This window comes from Rhizobium subbaraonis (assembly GCF_900220975.1).
GTDB classification, from domain to species: Bacteria; Pseudomonadota; Alphaproteobacteria; order Rhizobiales; family Rhizobiaceae; genus Mycoplana; species Mycoplana subbaraonis.
Window position 1 is genome coordinate 1 of the sequence record NZ_OBQD01000009.1, and the last position, 17,931, is coordinate 17,931.

28 protein-coding genes are annotated in these 17,931 nt (G+C 63.7%); 1 reads left to right on the forward strand and 27 read right to left on the reverse strand.

All coding sequences use genetic code 11. From position 1 onward, the window contains the following. The 27 genes from CRO48_RS14625 to CRO48_RS14755 all read right to left on the reverse strand — a co-directional run. Window positions 1–650 (reverse strand): phage tail length tape measure family protein (locus CRO48_RS14625; protein ID WP_176526761.1); only part of this gene is annotated, 650 nt, incomplete at its 3' end. Continuing rightward, window positions 650–1,039, reverse strand: a complete 390-nt coding sequence (locus CRO48_RS14630; RefSeq protein WP_342588279.1) for a DUF1799 domain-containing protein — start codon at window positions 1,037–1,039, stop codon at window positions 650–652. The genes CRO48_RS14625 and CRO48_RS14630, both read right to left, overlap by 1 nt. Next, window positions 1,036–1,455, reverse strand: coding sequence for a hypothetical protein (locus CRO48_RS14635; protein WP_097140541.1), 420 nt, complete (start codon window positions 1,453–1,455; stop codon window positions 1,036–1,038). The genes CRO48_RS14630 and CRO48_RS14635 overlap by 4 nt, the downstream gene beginning before the upstream one ends. 52 nt (window positions 1,456–1,507) lie before the next feature. Further along, a complete protein-coding gene (locus CRO48_RS14640; protein ID WP_097140543.1) occupies window positions 1,508–2,434 on the reverse strand; it encodes a phage tail tube protein in 927 nt (308 codons plus the stop codon). A 3-nt stretch (window positions 2,435–2,437) separates the two neighbouring features. Further along, window positions 2,438–2,623 (reverse strand): hypothetical protein, encoded by a 186-nt coding sequence (locus CRO48_RS14645; RefSeq protein WP_097140545.1) that lies wholly within the window; start codon window positions 2,621–2,623, stop codon window positions 2,438–2,440. A 1-nt stretch (window position 2,624) separates the two neighbouring features. Next, a complete protein-coding gene (locus CRO48_RS14650; protein ID WP_455363835.1) occupies window positions 2,625–3,044 on the reverse strand; it encodes a phage tail terminator protein in 420 nt (139 codons plus the stop codon). Further along, window positions 3,041–3,466 carry a gp436 family protein gene (locus CRO48_RS14655; protein WP_097140549.1) on the reverse strand — a complete coding sequence of 142 codons (426 nt, stop codon included), beginning with the start codon at window positions 3,464–3,466 and terminating at the stop codon, window positions 3,041–3,043. Before CRO48_RS14655 ends, CRO48_RS14650 begins: the two co-directional genes overlap by 4 nt. A gap of 2 nt (window positions 3,467–3,468) precedes the next feature. Further along, window positions 3,469–3,978: a hypothetical protein gene (locus CRO48_RS14660; protein WP_097140551.1), complete on the reverse strand. Its 510-nt coding sequence runs from the start codon at window positions 3,976–3,978 to the stop codon at window positions 3,469–3,471. A gap of 139 nt (window positions 3,979–4,117) precedes the next feature. Next, window positions 4,118–5,053, reverse strand: coding sequence for a major capsid protein (locus CRO48_RS14665; protein WP_097140553.1), 936 nt, complete (start codon window positions 5,051–5,053; stop codon window positions 4,118–4,120). 30 nt (window positions 5,054–5,083) lie between these two features. Further along, the gene (locus CRO48_RS32210) at window positions 5,084–5,458 is read right to left on the reverse strand and encodes a hypothetical protein (RefSeq protein ID WP_097140555.1); all 375 of its coding nucleotides are present in this window, start codon (window positions 5,456–5,458) and stop codon (window positions 5,084–5,086) included. Between the two features lie 10 nt (window positions 5,459–5,468). Continuing rightward, window positions 5,469–6,578 (reverse strand): peptidase, encoded by a 1,110-nt coding sequence (locus CRO48_RS14675; protein WP_097140557.1) that lies wholly within the window; start codon window positions 6,576–6,578, stop codon window positions 5,469–5,471. A gap of 206 nt (window positions 6,579–6,784) precedes the next feature. Further along, a complete protein-coding gene (locus CRO48_RS14680; protein ID WP_097140559.1) occupies window positions 6,785–7,294 on the reverse strand; it encodes a phage virion morphogenesis protein in 510 nt (169 codons plus the stop codon). A 112-nt stretch (window positions 7,295–7,406) separates the two neighbouring features. Beyond that, window positions 7,407–8,651, reverse strand: coding sequence for a PBECR2 nuclease fold domain-containing protein (locus CRO48_RS14685; protein WP_097140560.1), 1,245 nt, complete (start codon window positions 8,649–8,651; stop codon window positions 7,407–7,409). After that, window positions 8,644–10,140, reverse strand: coding sequence for a DUF935 domain-containing protein (locus CRO48_RS14690; protein WP_097140562.1), 1,497 nt, complete (start codon window positions 10,138–10,140; stop codon window positions 8,644–8,646). Before CRO48_RS14690 ends, CRO48_RS14685 begins: the two co-directional genes overlap by 8 nt. A gap of 1 nt (window position 10,141) precedes the next feature. Next, the gene (locus CRO48_RS14695; protein ID WP_097140564.1) at window positions 10,142–11,791 is read right to left on the reverse strand and encodes a hypothetical protein; all 1,650 of its coding nucleotides are present in this window, start codon (window positions 11,789–11,791) and stop codon (window positions 10,142–10,144) included. Beyond that, window positions 11,788–12,372, reverse strand: coding sequence for a DUF3486 family protein (locus CRO48_RS14700; protein WP_245423532.1), 585 nt, complete (start codon window positions 12,370–12,372; stop codon window positions 11,788–11,790). The genes CRO48_RS14695 and CRO48_RS14700 overlap by 4 nt, the downstream gene beginning before the upstream one ends. 1 nt (window position 12,373) lies before the next feature. Continuing rightward, window positions 12,374–12,676, reverse strand: a complete 303-nt coding sequence (locus CRO48_RS14705; RefSeq protein WP_097140568.1) for a VpaChn25_0724 family phage protein — start codon at window positions 12,674–12,676, stop codon at window positions 12,374–12,376. Window position 12,677: 1 nt separating this feature from the next. After that, a complete protein-coding gene (locus tag CRO48_RS14710; RefSeq protein ID WP_097140570.1) occupies window positions 12,678–12,983 on the reverse strand; it encodes a DUF2730 family protein in 306 nt (101 codons plus the stop codon). Further along, a complete protein-coding gene (locus tag CRO48_RS14715) occupies window positions 12,980–13,204 on the reverse strand; it encodes a TraR/DksA C4-type zinc finger protein (RefSeq protein ID WP_097140572.1) in 225 nt (74 codons plus the stop codon). Before CRO48_RS14715 ends, CRO48_RS14710 begins: the two co-directional genes overlap by 4 nt. Then, on the reverse strand, window positions 13,201–13,545 hold the full coding sequence (locus CRO48_RS14720; RefSeq protein WP_097140575.1) for a hypothetical protein: 345 nt from the start codon (window positions 13,543–13,545) through the stop codon (window positions 13,201–13,203). Before CRO48_RS14720 ends, CRO48_RS14715 begins: the two co-directional genes overlap by 4 nt. Window positions 13,546–13,554: 9 nt before the next feature. Next, entirely contained in the window at window positions 13,555–14,394 is an 840-nt protein-coding gene (locus tag CRO48_RS14725; protein WP_097140577.1) for a peptidoglycan-binding protein, read from the reverse strand. Window positions 14,395–14,505: 111 nt separating this feature from the next. After that, window positions 14,506–14,853, reverse strand: a complete 348-nt coding sequence (locus tag CRO48_RS14730) for a hypothetical protein (protein WP_097140579.1) — start codon at window positions 14,851–14,853, stop codon at window positions 14,506–14,508. Further along, entirely contained in the window at window positions 14,850–15,062 is a 213-nt protein-coding gene (locus tag CRO48_RS14735; RefSeq protein WP_097140580.1) for a hypothetical protein, read from the reverse strand. Before CRO48_RS14735 ends, CRO48_RS14730 begins: the two co-directional genes overlap by 4 nt. Then, window positions 15,059–15,817: a methyltransferase gene (locus CRO48_RS14740; RefSeq protein ID WP_097140582.1), complete on the reverse strand. Its 759-nt coding sequence runs from the start codon at window positions 15,815–15,817 to the stop codon at window positions 15,059–15,061. Before CRO48_RS14740 ends, CRO48_RS14735 begins: the two co-directional genes overlap by 4 nt. Beyond that, the gene (locus CRO48_RS14745; protein ID WP_097140584.1) at window positions 15,814–16,254 is read right to left on the reverse strand and encodes a hypothetical protein; all 441 of its coding nucleotides are present in this window, start codon (window positions 16,252–16,254) and stop codon (window positions 15,814–15,816) included. Before CRO48_RS14745 ends, CRO48_RS14740 begins: the two co-directional genes overlap by 4 nt. Continuing rightward, window positions 16,254–16,904, reverse strand: a complete 651-nt coding sequence (locus CRO48_RS14750; protein ID WP_097140586.1) for a regulatory protein GemA — start codon at window positions 16,902–16,904, stop codon at window positions 16,254–16,256. Before CRO48_RS14750 ends, CRO48_RS14745 begins: the two co-directional genes overlap by 1 nt. Further along, on the reverse strand, window positions 16,901–17,095 hold the full coding sequence (locus CRO48_RS14755) for a hypothetical protein (RefSeq protein WP_097140588.1): 195 nt from the start codon (window positions 17,093–17,095) through the stop codon (window positions 16,901–16,903). The genes CRO48_RS14750 and CRO48_RS14755 overlap by 4 nt, the downstream gene beginning before the upstream one ends. Before the next feature lie 74 nt (window positions 17,096–17,169). Here CRO48_RS14755 and CRO48_RS14760 point away from each other — a divergent pair, with 74 nt between their 5' ends. Then, window positions 17,170–17,901: a hypothetical protein gene (locus CRO48_RS14760; RefSeq protein WP_097140590.1), complete on the forward strand. Its 732-nt coding sequence runs from the start codon at window positions 17,170–17,172 to the stop codon at window positions 17,899–17,901. The last annotated feature ends 30 nt before the right edge of the window (window positions 17,902–17,931 follow it).

Here is a 17,931-nt window from a genome sequence, read left to right on the forward strand (position 1 = left end):
ACGGTCAAGGGCGTGATCAGGCGGGCCGCGCCGCCGGCAATCGTGCCGAGATCCTTCAGGGCCGCGTTCACGCCGCCCTGGCCGGCATACAGCTGAAGGATCTGCGGACCCTGCTGGGCGAAGATCATCGCCGGGTTCATGCCCATGGCAGCGGTCTGGCCGATATCGAACAGCTGATAGGACAGGTTCTGCCGGCGGAACTGATCATTGCGAGACGAGCCGACAAACATGCCGGGCAGACCGTCGCGGCCTTTCACGGCGGCGATGGTGCTGAGCGCCATCTGACGCTGACGGCTCATCGCCGCGGTCATTTCGTCGGCCGAGATCGCCGCCTGGGCGTAGGCTGTCCGGATCTCGGTGATGGCCTGCTTGTAGTTCCGGATCGCCGCGTAAGTCGGATTGTATTTGGCCCGCAGGTTGTCGAGCGCCATGCCCTCCGATGCGAGAATGCCGGTCCAGGCGCGGGCGTTGTTGTTCGCCGGGCCGGTGTGAAGGCCGACCGATGCGTTGATCAGGCGCTGGAGTTTCGATTCTGTCGCCTCTGCAGCGGCGCCAATCTTGTCGAGTTCGTTCTTCGTGGCGGCCGCACCCGCCTTGGCCCCCGCGGGATCGAGATTGACGCCGATGGATATGCGATAGGGAGCGGCCATCATTCCACCTCATTGAGGATAGGGAGCGCGGCCTCTTCCATCGCGAGGATATCTTCGAAGACGTGCGCCGGTGAATTGAGGCGGCGCAGGGTCGCATCCACGGCGGTGTAATCCATGCCGATGAAGACCAGAGTAGTCGCGACCGCCGCCATGCCGCCGGTGATCTCGGGCACGACGCGCCACTGCGTAGAGCAGGCCATAAAGGCGGTCAGGGAGGGCCAGTTGCATGCCATGATTTCGAAGGCTTCCTCGGTTTGCGTCTGGTCTACGGCCAGCCTGACGCCAAGTTCACGGAACTGCTGTTGGAGATCGGCGTCTACCGCAGCCGGCTTGGTGCGGTCGGGCCGGTCGGTGCGGCGGCGCGCCCAAATCGCCGCCGCCTCTGTCAGTTTCCCAGCCGCGCCTTTCCGCTGTCGATGGCCTCGGCGTAGGCGGCGTTCACCGCTTCGCGGAACGAGTTTCGCTTAAGCGCGATCAGCAGGTTCTCGTTGGTGAACGGAAACGCCTTACCGTCATCGTCGAGGACGCCGCGCCAATTGCGGATGGTGCGCTGGAAGCTCTTGATGTTGTGTTCCTCGAGCCGACGCTCGAGCTCGCGGAGTTTGTCTTCCGCGGTGCTATCCTTCACGATGTCGAGGATGGCGTTGCGTTCGCGGGTCAGCTCATCCGACTGGTCGCGGTCCAGAATCTCGAACTGGATATCAAAGGAATATTCCGCGAACTTTCCGACGTTCTCCGGGTCGGGGTCGGGCTCGAACACCTTCACCGGCCACCAGGTGGTCAGCGTCTTGACGATTTTGAACATGGTTTTTCCTCGTTTTGAAACGTCTTCGAAGATCGGCCAAAGCCGGCCGTCGTCACTTCACGGTGATGGTGAACTCGTCGTTGCCCGCGATGGTCTTGAACATCAGCGGCAGGGTGTTGTTCAGGATGCGCTGGGTCTCACCCATCGTCGGTCGGCCGATCTGGACAGAAGGCGCGGCGAACTCGACAATGTTGCCCGCAGTGACGCCGTGGGTCGCAGCGAGCGCGCCCAGGGCGTGGGTATGGGCAATCTCGAACCAGTTCTTGGTGGCAAGCGACACCGCTTCCATGATCGCGCTGCCGGTCATCTGACGGTCGACCTGCTGGATGCTTTCGTGGCCGATCAGGAAGCGCGGCTCAATCTGGTTTGCGATGTCCATCGTTACGCCCTCGCAAGCGCCGGCGAGACCGTGCAGGGAGAACGTCGTGTTGGCTTTGTTGACGACGACCGGCGTGATGAACTTGGCCAGGTCGATAGTCGGAAGCGCGGCGTCGGAGATCGTCCCCAGCAGGCCGGTGAACGTGAAGGCGAAGCGCGGGATCTGCTTCGGCGTCAGGTTCAGCGTGAAGGTTCCCCGCGATCCAAGCAGCACATGCTGCACGCCATCGGCATTGAAGCGGATCGAAACAGCCTCTTGTCCACCAGACACCGGAGTATAAGTGACGTCAGCGCCCGCCGCGACGACTTCGGCGAGCCCGCAGGCGCGCAGCAGCGGGCCATAAGCGGGAGGGGTTCCCGGCGTTCCGGAGCCGGCAATTTCCACCTCGCCTGCCAGGGTCGCATAGGTGCCAACGAGGATAACCCCCTGATGCCCCATGTAGGGCACAACCAGGTCGCGGCTTACTTCTTCGCCGACGGACGGGTTGAAGACCACGTTGGTCATCTGCATGGCGTTGGCGGCGCCGGTCGGCGCGGCGTCCGTGCCGTAGGTCACTTCAGTCTTGGCGAGAATCGCGCGATTGCGAAAAAGACGCGGCATTGCTCAGGCTCCCTTTGTGGACTTCTTGCCGGTAGCGCCGGCCGGGTTGGTGGAGGCGGGGCGTTCGTCCGCCTCCACCGTCGGGGACGAGGAGACCCCTTCCGCGACGGCCTCAGCCGCCTTCGGTTCCGCTGTGAACTGGACGCGCTCCAGTCCCTTCTCCGTCTTGATGTACGATCCGCCCTGCATGTCATGCCTCCAGGTAGCGGCTCGTCTGCCACGTCTGGACGTAGACGGTGACACCGTTGCCGAATGGTGCGGCCTGCCCGGCCACGAGTTCAAAAGGTTCGCTGCTCGGCTCGATGGCCCAGCCGCAAAGGGCGCGTTCGATCGCGTTCTTGAAGGCGTCGAAGCCGGCGATCCGCTTGCCGCCCTTGGTGTCATCGTGGCGACGAACGACGAAGGCGACGAGGATCTGCACCAGGACGAATTGCCGGAAGGCACCGGTCGCCAGTTCGTTGGGTTCCGCCCGCTCGCGGTAGGGGATGACATAGACAGTGCCGGCGCGGGGCGCGGTGCCTTTAGCGAGCGCGTCGAGATCTTCGGCTGCCAGAACGGCCGCGGCGTGCGACACCTGACTTTCTATTCGACCAATGACGGCGTCGATCATAGCCAGCCCCCCAGCTTGTCCTTGCTGAACACCGGCTCGGGACCGGTGACCGAAACAGCGCCGGCGGCGGACTGCTGCGGCGCGACGCCGTCAGCGCCGGGAATGGCGACGAGGCCGCGCGCAGCATCCTTCAGGGCGGCTAGCGCATCCTTGTAGTCGCGCACGACATAGTCCGGAGCGCCCTCGCGATGGAGGTGGTAGCGGGCGATCGACACGGCCCAGGTGACGACGATCGGCGGCACGGCCGACAGCGGCATGGCGTAGCGGACGGCGAGATAGCCGTTCACCGTGTTGTCCGCATGCGCAAGTGCTGCCTCGATCACGGCCGGGTCTGCTAAATCGTCCTGATCGCGATCGGCGACCTGAAGAATTTCGTCCTGGCCGGCGCGCTCGATTAGATCGTCAAGGGTCGCGTAGGGCATGGTCAGACCGGTGTGCCCGTTTCCCAGGCATCGACGATGCCAGCGTCCCAGAGAGAGCCGTGTTCGTCTTCCGTCAGCGCGATCGTCTGACCTTCAGCGAAATACCGGTTGTCATGGCGGACGGCGCTGGCGAGTTCAAATTCCCGGACCTCGGTGGCGAGGCCGGCCAAATTGCCGGCCTCGCCCATGCGGTCGCTCTCGGGAGTATCAGTGGAATTAGTCCCGGAAGCCGCTGCTTCCACCTCCGGGTCGGTCGCAACCTTCGTCGCTTCTGCCGGGTCGGCAGGTGTCAACGTGGTGGCGTCCTGCGGTTTCACCGGCTCGGCCGAGGCCTTGTCGGCAGCATCGCCGCTTTCGCTCGCTGGGGTATTGGTCCCGTCCGGCCCGTTCTCGCCGGACGGGTCGCCTTCCGTCGCGATGACCAAAACAACGGAAGGCTGGTTGCCGGCGGCGGCACCATCGGTGACGGTGTCGTCGGCGGCCGGAGAAATCGTCTTGGGCTTCTTGGTCATGTTCTTTTCCCTTCGGAGTTTGCGAAGAGGATCGCCGTCGATCCCCTGCGGAAAATCCGCCCGGCCGAGGCCGGGAGGAACAGGCGGCCGCGGTCGCGGCTAGGCGAACAGCGATCGTTGGTCGAGGCTTGCCAGCGCCTTAGATGACGCCTTCGAAGAGGTAGCCGAGCTCCGGAGCCGAGATGACTTCCTTGACGCTCTCGCCCGAACGGACGAGCTCGGAGCCGCGCAGGCCGGCCTTCGGCTGCGGGAGGGAGCCGGAAACGCGGGTGCCGAACTGCGCGGTCCAACCGAACGTCGGCTGGGCGGAGACGCTGTCCGCGAGGGCGGCCTTGTGGAACAGCAGGAACTTGTTCGGCCATACGCGGGCGCGGACGGGAGACTGACCGGGCTTTGCGATGTTGAGCCAGCCTTCCCCGACGAGGATGTCGTCGAGCTCCAGGAGGTCGGCGACGGCACGCTTGTTGGCATAGCCGTCCTGGGAACCGGATGGCGTCAGGGCGCGCAGGACACTCGGATTGGTGCGCAGCGCCGTCCAGACTGAACGGGAGCAAACCGCGTTGTTCGGTCGGATGATCATGGTGTCGGCCGCAGCGGCGACATGCTTGATGGGTGTGCTGGCGGCGTCCGTCCACTTGGAGGTGCCGGTCAGCGTCTCCTTGTTGTTTACGCCGTAGGTCGCGGCCGACATGGTCTTGTTGGCCACGCGCACTTCGCGATCGAGCAGGACGAGGTCGATCAGCTTCTGTGCCGCGAATGCGCGCGGATCATAGCCGGCCGGTGCGTTCGCCTGATCGACGTTGGGGATCAGATCGTCCAGGCCGTAGTCATCGGTGCGGCTGGTCCGCTCCTGGGCTTCGAACTCGACCTGGTTGGGCTCGGACTTTCGGCCGACCTTGGTGTCGTGCAGCGTGATGAACTGGGCGAAGTCGAAGAACCACCACTTGAACTCTTCCTTCGGCAGAAGGGGGTTGAGGCGCGGCAGCACGTCGTCGGCGATCAGCTTGTCGTTCTTGTAGGCCTGAATGATGCCGACAAGCACCGGATCAACGGGGAATGGTGTTCCACCAGACATTGAAAGCTCCTGAAAGAGGGGTTGAGGCGGTTACGCGCCCTGAATGCTGCCGCGATTGATGAGAGCGCGGACGATGTCGCCCGACACGGCGCCGGTAAGGACCATGCCGGCGGTCGAGCCGTTCGCGCCGGCCGCAGGGGCCGCCGCAACGGCAGCACCGGCCGCACCTGCGGTGAACAGCGCGCCGGCCGCGATCGTGCCGCCAGCGACCACCTCGGCCTGACCGAAGAGCACGACGTCGATGCGGTCGCCGGCCTCGGCGCCGCCCGGAAAGTCGGTGACGCCTGCGATCAGGTCGGTGGCCGCAGTCGCCAGCGCGACCTCGCCATCGTTGGCGGTGAACTTGACCAGGCGCCGGTGCCCGATGGCGGCAGCGGCGACGAAATTCTTGACGATGCGGGACATGGGCGTTCCTTTAGCCGTTGGCCTTGATGCGCATCAGCGCGGCGGCCGGCGAAAGAAACTCACCCTTCTCCTTGGCCTTGCTGATCTCGGTTTCGATGGCGACCTGGACGTGGGCCGGGTCGGAGAAGTCGGGACCGTCACCGGTGGCAAGTTCGCCCGTTGCAACGGGCTTCGGCAGCTTGCCGAGCAGGTCGCGGAAGGCGGCGCGCGACGACGTCTTCACTTCGGTGTCGCCTTCGGAGAAGGTCAGCTCATCGTCGCCCATTTCGGAGAACAGGGCGGTGGCGGTGGCCTGAAGGCCGATCGGCAGACGGCCGTCCTTGACGATATCTGCCACGAAGCCGGCATCTTCGGCGGCGCGGGCCTTGCGGGCGTTCTCGGCAAAAGTCAGCTCGCGGGCCTTCAGATCGGCCTCGCGGGCATCCAGCGCGGCCTGCTGCTGTTCAGCAGTGTTGGTCATGACGTCTTCCTTCGGTTGAGGTTCGGAAAAGGCGGGGCGGCTCTCTTCGACACGCGCATCAGCGCGGCTGTCGGCTGCGGCCTGCGCCAGCTGTTCGAGATCCCATTGCGGCACGAGCCGGTCGGCGGTCTCGATGTCGCTCGTCTCGATGAAGTGATCGCGAAGGCCGCGGAAGAGGCGGGCAATGTTTTCGAACGCCCAGGCATTGCGCCATTCGGAAAACTCGATCGCCTCGCACTCGACGATGACGCTGCCGTCATCCGAGAAGTCGATCGACTTCAGGCCTTTCACGGCCGGCGGCTCGGCGCCGAGGAAACCGACGTGGCGCAGGTGATACTTGCCGGGCGTGGGATTGCTGGCGCTGTCGGGCGCATAGAACGCGGCCGAGACCTTCTTGAAGGAGCCGCCTTTGACGAGCTCGGAGAATTCGGCGTTGACCTGGTCGGCGAATGCGACGAGGCGATCGCCCTTTACAGCGAGGCCTTTGATCCAGCCATAGGCCGGGCCATCCTGCTTCGGATGGCCGACGACGATCGGCGCCTCGTGGACGGCCGGATCATAACCGGCGACGATGGCTGCAAGATCGGCCTCGCCGAAACTGAGCGTGACGCCCGTCGACGAAGTGTGCTTGCCGGTGCGGAAAATTTCGAACGGTTTCATGCTCCGGACCATGCCGGAGGGGCACACGCCGAAACAGCCGCTACGGCTTGTGGGTCAATTGCCCTGCATGAAACGCGGAAGCGGGTGGAGGATCAAACCCTGACTTCAAATTTGAAGCCGATTTGAAGGCCTTGGAGGCGGTTTGATGCCTCCTAGGCTATCATCGGCGGTCTCAAACCGCCAGAGCGCTTCTGGGGCCGGATTTTTCAAGGTGCACCCGCAGGCGAAATCGCCGCCAGGAAATGGTCCTGAACGATGGCGAGGATCTCTGTCACGTCCTCGTCGCTGAAGCCGAGGAACTGCCGGCGCGGCATGGTCACCGATTTGACCTTGAACGTCTGCCCGCCCATCGAGAAGACAAGAGCGGCCGCGTTCTTTGGCACGATCGTGCCGCCCTCGTTGTGGATCCGCGCGTAAACTTCGTTCGAGCCGATCTCGACGCCGTCACCGGCGAGCTGCCAGACGATCTGGCTGAGGCTGCGCGTCTGGCCGCGCAAGATGCCTGGACCTTTCTTCGTCTTCGCATAGAGCGGATTGAGGGCCGCCCATGTCTTGCCGTCCGGATCGCGTTCGTCGATGAAGCGCCGGCGGGTCGCCTTGGCCTCATACTCGCCGATGTTCTTCAGCGCCGGCGTGATGTCGCCGGCGGCCGCCAGCAAGCGCGCCAGGGCGTCGTTCACCTCGTCCAGGTCGATTGTGATGCTGGCGCTGCTCATTCTTGTTTCCTGTGTTCGGCCGGTGTAATATCCAACCGCTAAGCGAGATGTGCGGGCCGGTCCTGATCCTTAAGTCTCGCGGCAAAGCGGCCCAGACCGGACGGGCCGCTTTTTATGTTTCTGGACGGCGATAGAGTAGCGCCCCGGTTCTGAACTTCCTCACATAACGGTCGGCCGACTGGAAACCCGTTACGGCGATCCAGCCTTTCGGCGTCCATTCGAAGCGGGCGAAGAGAGCCTTTCTATCCGGGAGGATGAAACGGCGAATGTAGGACCGCTTCAGCGCGACGCCGGAAGCAACGGCGGCCCAATCGGCCCAGATCTCGTCGGGCTCCCTGATCGTGTCCGCAAGCAGGGCCATGTAAGGGCCACGGTCGTACTTGTTGCTCTTGGTCCCGGTGACGGCGCCGGACGCGTCGCGGGTTTCGAACATGCTCTTTGACAGCGTGACGATCCCACCGGAGGCATCGCGGAAGTAGCCGAAACCTCTTTCGCCAAAGCCGAACTCCTCCATGAAGCGCCCGACATAGGCATCATCGGAAAGCCCGTCCGGCAACAGGCGGTTGGAACTGACTGCAGTGGCCGGCGGCAGGTCGGGGAGATCGGCGGCCGGCTTGCGATCTGGCGCGAACGGCTCCAGCGGCGTGCGCAGCTCGCGCGGCACGAGGCCCGACAAGGTTTCCTGCCCGACATTGTATTCCCAGCCGCGGTCGATGCCGGGATAGCGGGTTTCAGGCTGGCCGGTGCGAGGATCCTTGTCCTGGTACGCGCCTAGGTCGGGTGCTTCGTCCGGACCGCTCTTTCCAAGCGCCTTCAATTCCCGTTCAGAGAGTGCTTCAACGTCGCAGCCGCAGCCCCAACCGTTGGGCGGGTACATGATTGCCCAGGCGGGATCGGTGGCGCGAAGGACGAGCCCGTTCCATGACAGGTGAAGTTTGCGGGGATGGAGCGCGCCGGAGTGGATGTATTGCCAGTACGGCCGATACTTCAGCACGTCCGGGTCAGTCAGCTGCGAATAGCGCCCGGCCATGTAGCTCGTGCGCATGTTGGTTGTGTAGATGATCCGGGCGCGCCACGCGCGTCGCTCTTCTTCCGTCTGGCCGTGGGAGAAGAATTGCCAGCCGGTGCGTTCAACGATCGCGTCAAAGTCCTTTCGGAACTCGTCAAAGCCGGTGCCCTTTTCCCGCGCCTTCTCGATCGCGGCACGGAAGTCCGCCAGCATGTCATCGCGCGTGACGCCGGCCACCGAGAACGCGCGGACGTGGGCGCCGTGGCGAAGATCGTCCCAGCGCCTGGTCGGCAGGTTGACCTTGCCTTTCAGATAGTCGACGGCCTCCTGAAACGGGATATCAGCCATTGCCGCCCACGCTGTCATGGCCTTCCAGGCGGGCGACGGTGATGGCCTGTTCCATCAGGCCGGCGAGGTCATCGACGCCGAGCTCCGAGGCGAGGCGCGCGAGCCGAAGGGAAAGATCGTCATAGTCGCGCGCCTCGGCGAACTCTGCCCGGATGGCTTCGATCATGGCGGCGATCGGCGGCGCGGCGAGCGTGTCCAGCTGATCGGTGAGGCTATCGACGACACGCTGGCCGGCTGACGAAACCGCCGCCGGGTTGTCGGCGAATTCAAGACCGGCCGTTGCCGGCGGCTCCTGCCCGTTTGCGGGATCGTCCACGGCCGGATCGCGTTCGGCCTTCTCGACCCACTCGCCGCCATAGGTCTCGTTGATATAGTCGACGCTGGCGGGCTTGTAGCCCATGCGTGTAATGGTCTCGTCCCGCTTGACCTTGTCGTCCAGGTCCTCGGCCTCGGAGAAGTCACGCCAGACATCGGGAATGCCGGCGCCGGGGAAGTTCAATTCGACGACCCAGCGAACAAGGGTGTCCTTGATCGTGGCGCTGATCAGATCGGAATCGGCCTTGGCGATGGCAATGCGTACCTCGTTGTGGATCTCGCCAAGCGATCTAGCGCCGCGCTCGCCGCTGTTCGTCGACAGCGTCTCGCCCAGGACGGCCTCGCTCATGAGTTCGTCCAGGTAGCGGTTCAGCTTTTCGTGCACGTCGCCGCCGCCGCCGGCTTTCGCTTCCAGCAGTTCCGCGGTGACGGTGTCCGGAATGACAAGGCCGGTGTCGCTGGCCATCTGGCGCAGGACGACGACGAGTTCCTTTTGCTTCTTCTCGTCATACTCGCCGGAGTACTTCAGGACCGTGGTCGGGGTGGCGTGCTTTTCCGTCGCCCGCAGCCAGTGGGCCAGCGCCTGGCGCTTGAACCACGCCGGCCAGAACAGGACCGAGCCAAGCCCGACGCCATAGGGATCGTCGTCGTCGTCATCGATCGAATGGCGATGCACGATGAACTTGCGATCGGGCACGGCAACGCCGTCCATCATGTTGGAGCGCGTGAGCATGCGCAGCGAGCCGTCAACGGCGAAACGAAAGCGCCGCTGCTTTTTCACTTTGACGGCGGTGGCGGTCCAGACGCCGTCGACATTGCGCCAGATGATCTCGGCAACGGCGAAACCTTTCAGGACCGCGCCGAGCAGTCCTTTGGTCAGGCGGTCAAAATTGATCGCCTTCAGCTGGCGCTCGACTTCCTCGGCCGCACGCTTGTCGATGCGCCTGGGCGACGCCTCATGGACCGCCCATTCGCGGGAGCACACTTCCAGCCTGCGCTTTTGCAGGATGGCGAAGGCATGCGGGTCGCGGCGGATTTCGTCATAGACCTTGAGGGCGGACGCGCCGCCGCGCGATGCCAGCACTTCGTCGGTCGGCGAGAGGATGCCCTGAAAGCTCGGTATGAAGGGATCGCTGACGGTGGTCGCGATTTCGGGAAGGGTCGGGGCGGCCATCTCACATCCTCGTAAAGTCGGAAAGGTCGGCGCGGCTGTCGATCGTGCCGAAGCCGCCGGCGTAGTCATCCATCACGCCCGAGCTCGGCCGTTGCGCGCCTGTCGTGCCGGCGCCGACTTCGCCGCTGTCTTGCTCGCTGGCGAAGATGGCAAGAGCGCCCGCCGGCGCGGCGTCACCGTGCCGCTCGAAACCGTCGACGCCGACAGAGCGGGCATTGTCCGGAACCTTGGCGATGCCCTTCGTCATCTGGACGGCGCGGTAATCTGTCATGACGTCGTCATCGAGCGGGAGTTCAATCGTGCCGTCTTCGAAGGCCGCTTTCAGTTTCGGCATGTTCAGCAGGTACCAGGTCGTGGAGAGTTTCACTTCGGTGACCTTGGCCGGGCCGCATTTCTGCCGGCAGACCTCGGCGAGAAACGCACCATTGCCGGTTGCATCTAGCGCTGCGTGCGAAAATCGTGGAAGCTCATCAATGATGTAAAAGAGGATCTGCTTTTGGCTCTCAAACGGAACGTCACGAAGCTCAAGCAGGAAAGGCGTGATGCGCGACAGGTCGGCGCGGATCTGCATCGGGTGGATGACGGACAAGTCACCGGTGCGGCCAAAATCCTGCCCAAGGCAACTGCGCAGCCGAGGGTCGAGGCGAGCGAGCAATGGTTTCAATTGTTCGTCACAGAAGTCGCGAACCTCTTCGATGCGAAGCCCTTCGGGCCAGTCGACAAAGCCGGCCGGTGACTTCCAGCGGATGACCGGAATATGTTCGTGCATGCGCGCCTGGATGAGCGTGCGCGGGAGATAGGAACCGGCCGACTGTGATGGAATGCATCGCAGCTCTTCGTCAGCGCCGGCGCCATAGGTCTTGTATATGCCGGCCCGCCATGTGGCTTCCGATTCGGGCGACCATTCCTTGCCTGTCTTGAGGCAAACCCGCTGGTAGAGGCCATTGTGCAAGGCATCGTCGAAGGTCACGCGCACGACCTTGCCCGGCCGCTTGCCGGCACGGATATCCTCGATCAGCTGATTGAAGGGGTTGTCCACGCCGTTGTGGGTGGAGATGACGAGCACCTTGCCGCCCCAGATCAGGAGCGCCATGGCTGCCTTCAGCAGTTCCTCGGCATCGTCATGAAAGGCGAACTCGTCGAGGATGACGTAGCCCTGCCGTCCGCGCAGCGATCGAGGTTTCGACGACAGCGCCGTAATCTCGAAGCCACTTGCGAACGTGATCCGAAAGGCCTTGATCGCCTTCTCTTCGCCCTTCTCGCCCTGCTCGACAAACAGAAACTCCTGCACCTCGGAGCACGCCGGGGCGAACGCGCGAGCCCACATGCCGCAGCAGTCGATGAACTCGCGGGCCATGTCGAGATTGTAGCCGAGATAGAGGACGTCCATGCCGCCTTCGGTGCGGGCCGAGCCTGCCGTCAAGACGGCATCCGCGCCGACGCCCCAGGTGGCGCCGACGCGCCGGCTCTTATCGGTGACGACCAGGTTGTAAAGCGCGGTCGCCTGCAGGAGCTCCTTCTGATGTTCAAGCAGGACGTCGGGCAGGTCCTTGCCTTCCAGGCCGGGCGGGAGGCCAATGAACATTTCGCGCCGGTGGCGCGCCCAATCCTCTTCTGTGACCAGTTCGTTCGGATCGGCGTGAACGCTCATGTCCGGCTAACTCCGAGCACCTTGGCCTTGATGTCGGCGACGGTGTCGCGCGTGAGGCCCTTCGCCTGGGCGACAGTGTCGACAGCCTCGCCAACCTTCTCGGCGAATTCCTTGTCGAGCTTCTGCCGACGCACGGTCGAGACGCCTTGCGCCTGCGCCGCCGATCGGAGCGCGGCCGCCAGCTGCATTGCACCCTTCGTGTCGATTCCGGCTTCCCCGGCATTGGTCAGCAGTTCGAAGACAAGCGTCTTGATGGCCTCGGCGGCGATCAGCGTCAGATCGTCGGAAGCACTTCCGTCGAATGCCTGGGCGAGGGTGCCGGCGATTTCCCGCGTCTGGTTGATCCGCTGCGTCATCATTGCCAGCTTGAGCGAATAGCGGTTGAAGGCGGTGAACGACGGGATCGCGAAATCGAGCTCGCCGCGGTGCTCGCGCTGGATCGCCTCCAGCTGCTCGACAAAGTCGCCATAGATGTCCGTCTGCGTGCGGTCGCGCTTCTGGAGCTCGGCCGCAGCCCACGCGACAACCGGAGCGCAAGGCTCCGGCAGTAGCTCGATGTTGGAGGGTCTACCGCGTCCCACGTCAAAACTCCGGAGACGGGCGGGCAACGCCGTCGATGACGGAACGGCGCTCGACATGGTCGATACCGGCGCGGGTGATGGCGGCAATCTGGACCGTGCCGGCCTCGACGATCGAGACCGCGCCTAGCTCCCACAGCTTCTGCAATTGCGTGCGGACCCATTCGCGCGACCGGTTGTGGCCGAAAGACTCGAGCAGCATCGTCAGCAGGGTTTCGTTCAGACGGCCGTCGGTCTGGTCTTTCAGCCCCCGAAGAATGACGAGGCGAGCGTCCCGAGCCGCGTGCTCTTCAAAAGAGAGGCTCATGCTAGTTCCTTTCCTTCAGAAAGTCCTCAAGGCGGTGAACCGTGCGGGAGACACTCGCCATGCTCTCCCCCAGGACGGCGACCGTTCCCTTGAGGTCTGCCATTGCAAGTTTGATTTCGGTGACCTGGTCTTTCGACGGCATGTGGCGGAGCTCGTCTTCCATCCGCTGAATACGGCGGTCATGGTCGATGAGCGTTGCGGTGTTCTTCTTGGCTCCGGACGTGAAAAACACCGTCACGCTCGTGCCGACCGATATCGCGAGAGCGATGAGCCCGAGCCAGTCGCGCAGGAGGGTAACGTCACTCATGCTACTCTCCGACCTCGGCTCTCGGCCGCTTCCTGACAGCTGATGCAGCGCGTGGCGGAAGGCATCGCCCGCCGCCGTGCTTCGCGGATCGGACGCTCGCAGTCTTCGCAATCGTCCGCGCCGGGTTGCTTGAGCGCGGAGCGGGCTCGCGCGATTGCCACGTCGCGTTCGCGCTCTAACCGCTCCTCGCCAAGTTCTCTGGCAAAGTTTCCGATGTTCATGCGCCCGCCGGCTCCTTGGACGCCGCCGGCCCTGACAGCGACAGCGCGGCAATGTGCGGGGCGAGCAGCTCGGCGATGCGCGGGCGGTCGCGAGCCTTGAAGCGTGTCAGGGCATCGGGAACGGATCGCTCGACGTAGTCGATGGCATCATCGACCGACGTACCGGGCATGAGCAGCAGCTTCGCTGCATTGGCAAGCGCCGACTGGAGCGCCGCGCGGTGCTTCGCCTCGATCTCGAATCCGGTGAGGCGCAGGATCACCGCCGAGAGGAAGGCGAGAAGGAGCGGGACCACCGCGTCAATGAGCGGCGGCACCAGCTGTTGCAGGATCGTCTGGAGCATGAGGGCCTCTTAAAGGTCGCGTTCAAAGGGAAGATGCGGGGCAAGCGCTGCGAACGTTCTGGCGCCGGCGATGCCGTCGACGACAAGGCCGGACGCTCGCTGGAAGGACTTCACGGCCAGTTCGGTGGCCGGCCCGAAATCGCCATCGATGCCGATCGGCAAGCCATAGGTGGAGAGGCCGCGCTGAAGGTCGACGACTTCGCCGCCCTTTGAACCGCGCGACAAGACGGGGTAGCCGGGCGATCGCTCGACGAGGGTGGCGGCTATCGGCTGAATGAGGGCCTTGGCCTTCGTCAGGTACCTGCCGCGATCTTCCAGCCCGTTCTTGCCGCCGTTGATGCGCTTCGTCACCGCGACCAGGTCGTCGCGGTCGGCAAGCGCGTTCAGGCCATTTTCCGACCAGAAGTAGGCGGCGGCCCAACCGGCCCACGGCCATTCGGCAACGATGTACGGGTTGTTTTCGAAGTTCGGGGAACCGGGCATGCGCCTGCTCAGCCATGCCGTGAAGCGGCGATAATTGTCGCGGCCGGTCAGCTGGATCGGGCCGCGGCCGCGATACCGCTGGCCGTCGCCGGGCTGGGTGTTGCCGAGATCCTTGCGGCCCTCGTAGGCCGCGCCGGATGCATATTCGACCGTGGTGCAGAAGCCGTCGCTTTCGTGCGCTGTCTGCGACAGGAAGTGCGAGATCCGCAACGGTGTCGTGACTTCGCTCTGCGGCAGCAGTTCCGGCAACATTGCGCCGAAACCGGCGATGACTGCCGCCTGCGAATTGGCTTGCGTGCTGGAAGGTTTCGGCGCCAGCGAGCGGAGCACGGCCGGGCCGATCAGGGATGCAAGGGGTTTGGACATCTACATGGTTCCCGCCTCGAACTGAAAGTTGAAGCCGGAACGAACCGGCATCTGGCGGTCACAATGGATTTTGGGCGGCGGTCAAAACAGCCGCAAGGGCTTGTGGTCGGTCTAGAGGAGGGAGAGTTGGCGGTCGTCGGCTTGCTTGAGCCATGCGCGCACGGTCACATCGGTGACGTGGAGTTTGCGCGCGATCGCGTTGACCGTCCATCTCTTAGCGCGGAAATGGCGCGCGATAAAGGGCTTGCCGACAGGGACGCGGAGGCTGCCCGTTCCTATGCGCACCGCGAGCGCGATCGCGGCTTCCTCGCCGAACTGTTCGACGACAGGCGACCGACCCTGGGGGCGTTCCGACAGGTACACATAGCCGCCGCCGAACGACAGCAGGAACTCGATGCCGAGTTCCTCGCCGAGCGTATCGATATAGGGCTGGAGGTGTGCCGGAACCTTGGCGGTCAATGTTTCCTCCCGATACCGAGCTGGGACTCGAGGCGGACCTGCGCGGCTGTCAGGCGGTTGACCTTCTGCTCCATGCGAATGCGGGAGCGGGCATCACGCCCGCCCTTTTGAAGGCGCTTCAAAAGCTCTTCACGCTCTGCCCGGACCCGGTCCAGCTCGGAACGATCGAAGAGAGGCAGGCAAACGGCGGCATGCATTCGGCTGGTCATATCGACACCTCGAATAGCGTGGGCGTTTCATTCTCGGATGCATTCTTCTTCTTGCGTTCGGCGGCGCGGCGGGCGGCTTCACCCGGCGTGGCAAGGGCCTGATCGGCTTCGCGCGTGTAGCGGTCTTCCATGCCCGGCGGCAGGTGCCACACTTCGGTGCGGGCGGGATACTCGCCTTCCTCGTCCAGCAGCCAGACGTACCAGGCGTAGTCGGTGGCGCTGCTTGCCTCCGGATCCCAAACGCCCTCGATCATCGGCACGCGCTCGGCAAAGGGGCAGAAGAATCGCGGCGGGCGAGGCCCGAAAATGGTGTCGTGCCGCTCCTGGCCGCTGATCCAGCCGAGCCGGCAGAGAAATGCAACGCCTTCCGTCGCGATCGATAGGGCGCGCTCAAGGAAGACGGATGCAATCTGAAAGGGCGGGTTGCAGAAAATCCAGTCTGGCAGCTGGTGACCATCTGCGAGAAGCGTCTCGCGGGTCTCGAATGTGAAGTCGCGGATCTCGGGATTGATGCCCCAATCGTGGACGTCGGACACATCGACGGCGCCGAAGGACTCGCGCAGCGGGGCGACCATATGGCCGCCGCCGCCGCAGGGGTCGCGGGCGCGCTTGGTGCGCAGGTCGATGATGCCGTAGCGGGAAAGTACCTCGTGCAAGAGCGCACGCGTCGCCCACGGCGGCGTGGGGAAATAGTCCAGCGACCCGCGAGGATGCGAGCGCTGCGCCATTACCGCCGAGGACGTGCGTGCGTTCATCGCGCCGGCTCCCAAGTGATCAGGACGCCGTCGAACCGGGATACGTCACCATGGGCATCGCGCCAGAAGCGGCCCATGGTTTCGCGGGCGGTCCTGCCATAGAGGCGGGCCGGGAAGCTGTTGCCGAGCAGCTCGGGCGCGAAGCCGTCCAGGCGGGCAAAATGCTCGATCTCGTGATAGAGCAGCGGCCGGCCATCGATGGCGATGCGCGCCACGATCTCGCTGATAAGATCGCTCAACAGGATCTCGACGGGCACGATAGCCGTGCACACCTGATCGTCGATGATCTTCCGGCAGTACTTGGTCCGCATGCCCTGGTAGAGCTGGAGCATTTCGCCCGGTCGAGCGTGCCGGGCGCGATTGGCGCGGATCGTCTGGCGTTTCCTACCGGCGGCGATCTGCCCGGCGAAGAACGGTTTGAAGGAATAGGCAACCATCACTTGCCCGCCTTCCTGGCCGCGCGGACGCGCTCGCCGAACGCGTTCATGACGGTCTGCCATTCCTTGGGCTTCACGTCGGCTAGCCAAGCGTGGCGGACGCCGAGAATGGAGGAAACCTCTTCATCAAAGCCTTTGCGGACGATCAGGCTCACGCCGGGGTGCAGGATTCGCCACTGCGCCCAGGCGATCTTTGCCCCATCGGCCGCAAGCCACTCCTGGCCGTTGGTGTTGCCGAAGGAAACGCCGGCTTCGCGACGGAGCCAAGATTTCAGGGCCTCAATTACGGCGCGGGCGTCGTCGGGATAGTTCAGCCAACGGGTGTGATCGATGCCTGTCTGGCGCTTGACGAAGGCGGTCAGGGCCTTGTCGTCGCGCTTCTCGACCACGCCGAGGTTCCACGCGGCGATCCAGAGCGCCTGCAGCTTCTTTGCGAACTTGCCCGTAAGCTTCTGCTGGCCGTTGGTTCGTCGGTCGGCGCTCGTAAAGCCGAGGCGGCGCAGTTCGGTGACGACCGCGTCCTTTTCGTCCGAGGACATCAGCGTGAGGCTGGGCTTGCCGGTGATGCGCTCGTAGATGGTGCGGCGCCCGTCTTCATCGATCCCGAGCTGCTTGCAGCCCGTGTGGATGGCGGCGATGGCGGAGGTCATGACAACCGCTCCCACAACTGTGCTGCCAATTTGCCAATGTCGATTTTCCCGACGGGCATCGGGCAGGAAAGATCATCGTCGAAGAAGACTGCGAAGAACCCGCCGCCGTGCTCAACGAGACAGGCGCCATGGGCAATGAAGAGCTCGGCAATGGCTTCGGCAATAGCTTCTTGATTGCGAAACTGCCTCACGCTGCACCTCCAATTGCCGGTGAGGCGCTTTTCGGTATTGTTTCGCCCTGAAATGATCGATTGGGGATTCGTGGATGAACGATGGGTATCGGCCGCCGGAGCGCACTAAAGAGCTGCTGTTCAATATGGTGCCGACGATAGTGTGGGTGACGGTCGCCGCCGTGATCATGTTTACGCCTGGGCCGTCCGCCTATGATCGTCTGAGAGACTTTGACGGTTTGGTGGCCGGCGCCCTTGCGGTCTTCGCGGCGTGGGTCACCATCCGCCAAATGCGTCGCGATGACCGAAGCAATGACATCCGGAACGAAAAAGTTCTGAGAGCAATGCTGCGGAGTGACATGCTCCGCTTTGAACGAATGTACTATCCCCAATCGAGCGAATTGGCAGATCATCTTGAGCGCTTGAAGCAGTTGCCGCTGCCGGCTCTTGTTGACAGAAATTCCGTCCAGGCGTGGCTGGATCAGGCAGTCGTACTGGAGAGAATTCTCATTGAGATATTCGCGACGCTCCATCAGCCAAACTGGCGAGCTTCCCTGGACCTCCTGGGCGGCTTTGCGTCTGCAAAGCACGCCGAGTTGGTTGAGGATGCAAAAACCCTCTCCGAGGAACGCGATCACACGGCGCGGATGGCGAGAACTTATTTGAAAAACGGAGAACTGAACATCTGGCTTAGTCTCCAACAGCGCACAAAACGTTCCGAAGAACTCGTCGCCTTTTGCTGCAACGGGTTGGAAGCGGTGCTCGAAGAACTCGAAATCCTCGCGGACCTTTACCAAATTGAGCGCACAAGGCTTAAAAGGCCCTGATCGGTTGGAAAGCTGGGCTGTATCGCGCAT

What these genes read in the sequence shown, in the direction of transcription:
- CRO48_RS14635 (WP_097140541.1), bottom strand. Translation starts at nt 1,455, where the DNA reads ATGTTCAAAATCGTCAAGACGCTGACCACCTGGTGGCCGGTGAAGGTG.
- CRO48_RS14640 (WP_097140543.1), bottom strand. Translation starts at nt 2,434, where the DNA reads ATGCCGCGTCTTTTTCGCAATCGCGCGATTCTCGCCAAGACTGAAGTG.
- CRO48_RS14645 (WP_097140545.1), bottom strand. Translation starts at nt 2,623, where the DNA reads ATGCAGGGCGGATCGTACATCAAGACGGAGAAGGGACTGGAGCGCGTC.
- CRO48_RS14650 (WP_455363835.1), bottom strand. Translation starts at nt 3,044, where the DNA reads ATGATCGACGCCGTCATTGGTCGAATAGAAAGTCAGGTGTCGCACGCC.
- CRO48_RS14655 (WP_097140549.1), bottom strand. Translation starts at nt 3,466, where the DNA reads ATGCCCTACGCGACCCTTGACGATCTAATCGAGCGCGCCGGCCAGGAC.
- CRO48_RS14660 (WP_097140551.1), bottom strand. Translation starts at nt 3,978, where the DNA reads ATGACCAAGAAGCCCAAGACGATTTCTCCGGCCGCCGACGACACCGTC.
- CRO48_RS14665 (WP_097140553.1), bottom strand. Translation starts at nt 5,053, where the DNA reads ATGTCTGGTGGAACACCATTCCCCGTTGATCCGGTGCTTGTCGGCATC.
- CRO48_RS32210 (WP_097140555.1), bottom strand. Translation starts at nt 5,458, where the DNA reads ATGTCCCGCATCGTCAAGAATTTCGTCGCCGCTGCCGCCATCGGGCAC.
- CRO48_RS14675 (WP_097140557.1), bottom strand. Translation starts at nt 6,578, where the DNA reads ATGAAACCGTTCGAAATTTTCCGCACCGGCAAGCACACTTCGTCGACG.
- CRO48_RS14680 (WP_097140559.1), bottom strand. Translation starts at nt 7,294, where the DNA reads ATGAGCAGCGCCAGCATCACAATCGACCTGGACGAGGTGAACGACGCC.
- CRO48_RS14685 (WP_097140560.1), bottom strand. Translation starts at nt 8,651, where the DNA reads ATGGCTGATATCCCGTTTCAGGAGGCCGTCGACTATCTGAAAGGCAAG.
- CRO48_RS14690 (WP_097140562.1), bottom strand. Translation starts at nt 10,140, where the DNA reads ATGGCCGCCCCGACCCTTCCCGAAATCGCGACCACCGTCAGCGATCCC.
- CRO48_RS14695 (WP_097140564.1), bottom strand. Translation starts at nt 11,791, where the DNA reads ATGAGCGTTCACGCCGATCCGAACGAACTGGTCACAGAAGAGGATTGG.
- CRO48_RS14705 (WP_097140568.1), bottom strand. Translation starts at nt 12,676, where the DNA reads ATGAGCCTCTCTTTTGAAGAGCACGCGGCTCGGGACGCTCGCCTCGTC.
- CRO48_RS14710 (WP_097140570.1), bottom strand. Translation starts at nt 12,983, where the DNA reads ATGAGTGACGTTACCCTCCTGCGCGACTGGCTCGGGCTCATCGCTCTC.
- CRO48_RS14715 (WP_097140572.1), bottom strand. Translation starts at nt 13,204, where the DNA reads ATGAACATCGGAAACTTTGCCAGAGAACTTGGCGAGGAGCGGTTAGAG.
- CRO48_RS14720 (WP_097140575.1), bottom strand. Translation starts at nt 13,545, where the DNA reads ATGCTCCAGACGATCCTGCAACAGCTGGTGCCGCCGCTCATTGACGCG.
- CRO48_RS14725 (WP_097140577.1), bottom strand. Translation starts at nt 14,394, where the DNA reads ATGTCCAAACCCCTTGCATCCCTGATCGGCCCGGCCGTGCTCCGCTCG.
- CRO48_RS14735 (WP_097140580.1), bottom strand. Translation starts at nt 15,062, where the DNA reads ATGACCAGCCGAATGCATGCCGCCGTTTGCCTGCCTCTCTTCGATCGT.
- CRO48_RS14740 (WP_097140582.1), bottom strand. Translation starts at nt 15,817, where the DNA reads ATGAACGCACGCACGTCCTCGGCGGTAATGGCGCAGCGCTCGCATCCT.
- CRO48_RS14745 (WP_097140584.1), bottom strand. Translation starts at nt 16,254, where the DNA reads ATGGTTGCCTATTCCTTCAAACCGTTCTTCGCCGGGCAGATCGCCGCC.
- CRO48_RS14750 (WP_097140586.1), bottom strand. Translation starts at nt 16,904, where the DNA reads ATGACCTCCGCCATCGCCGCCATCCACACGGGCTGCAAGCAGCTCGGG.
- CRO48_RS14760 (WP_097140590.1), top strand. Translation starts at nt 17,170, where the DNA reads ATGAACGATGGGTATCGGCCGCCGGAGCGCACTAAAGAGCTGCTGTTC.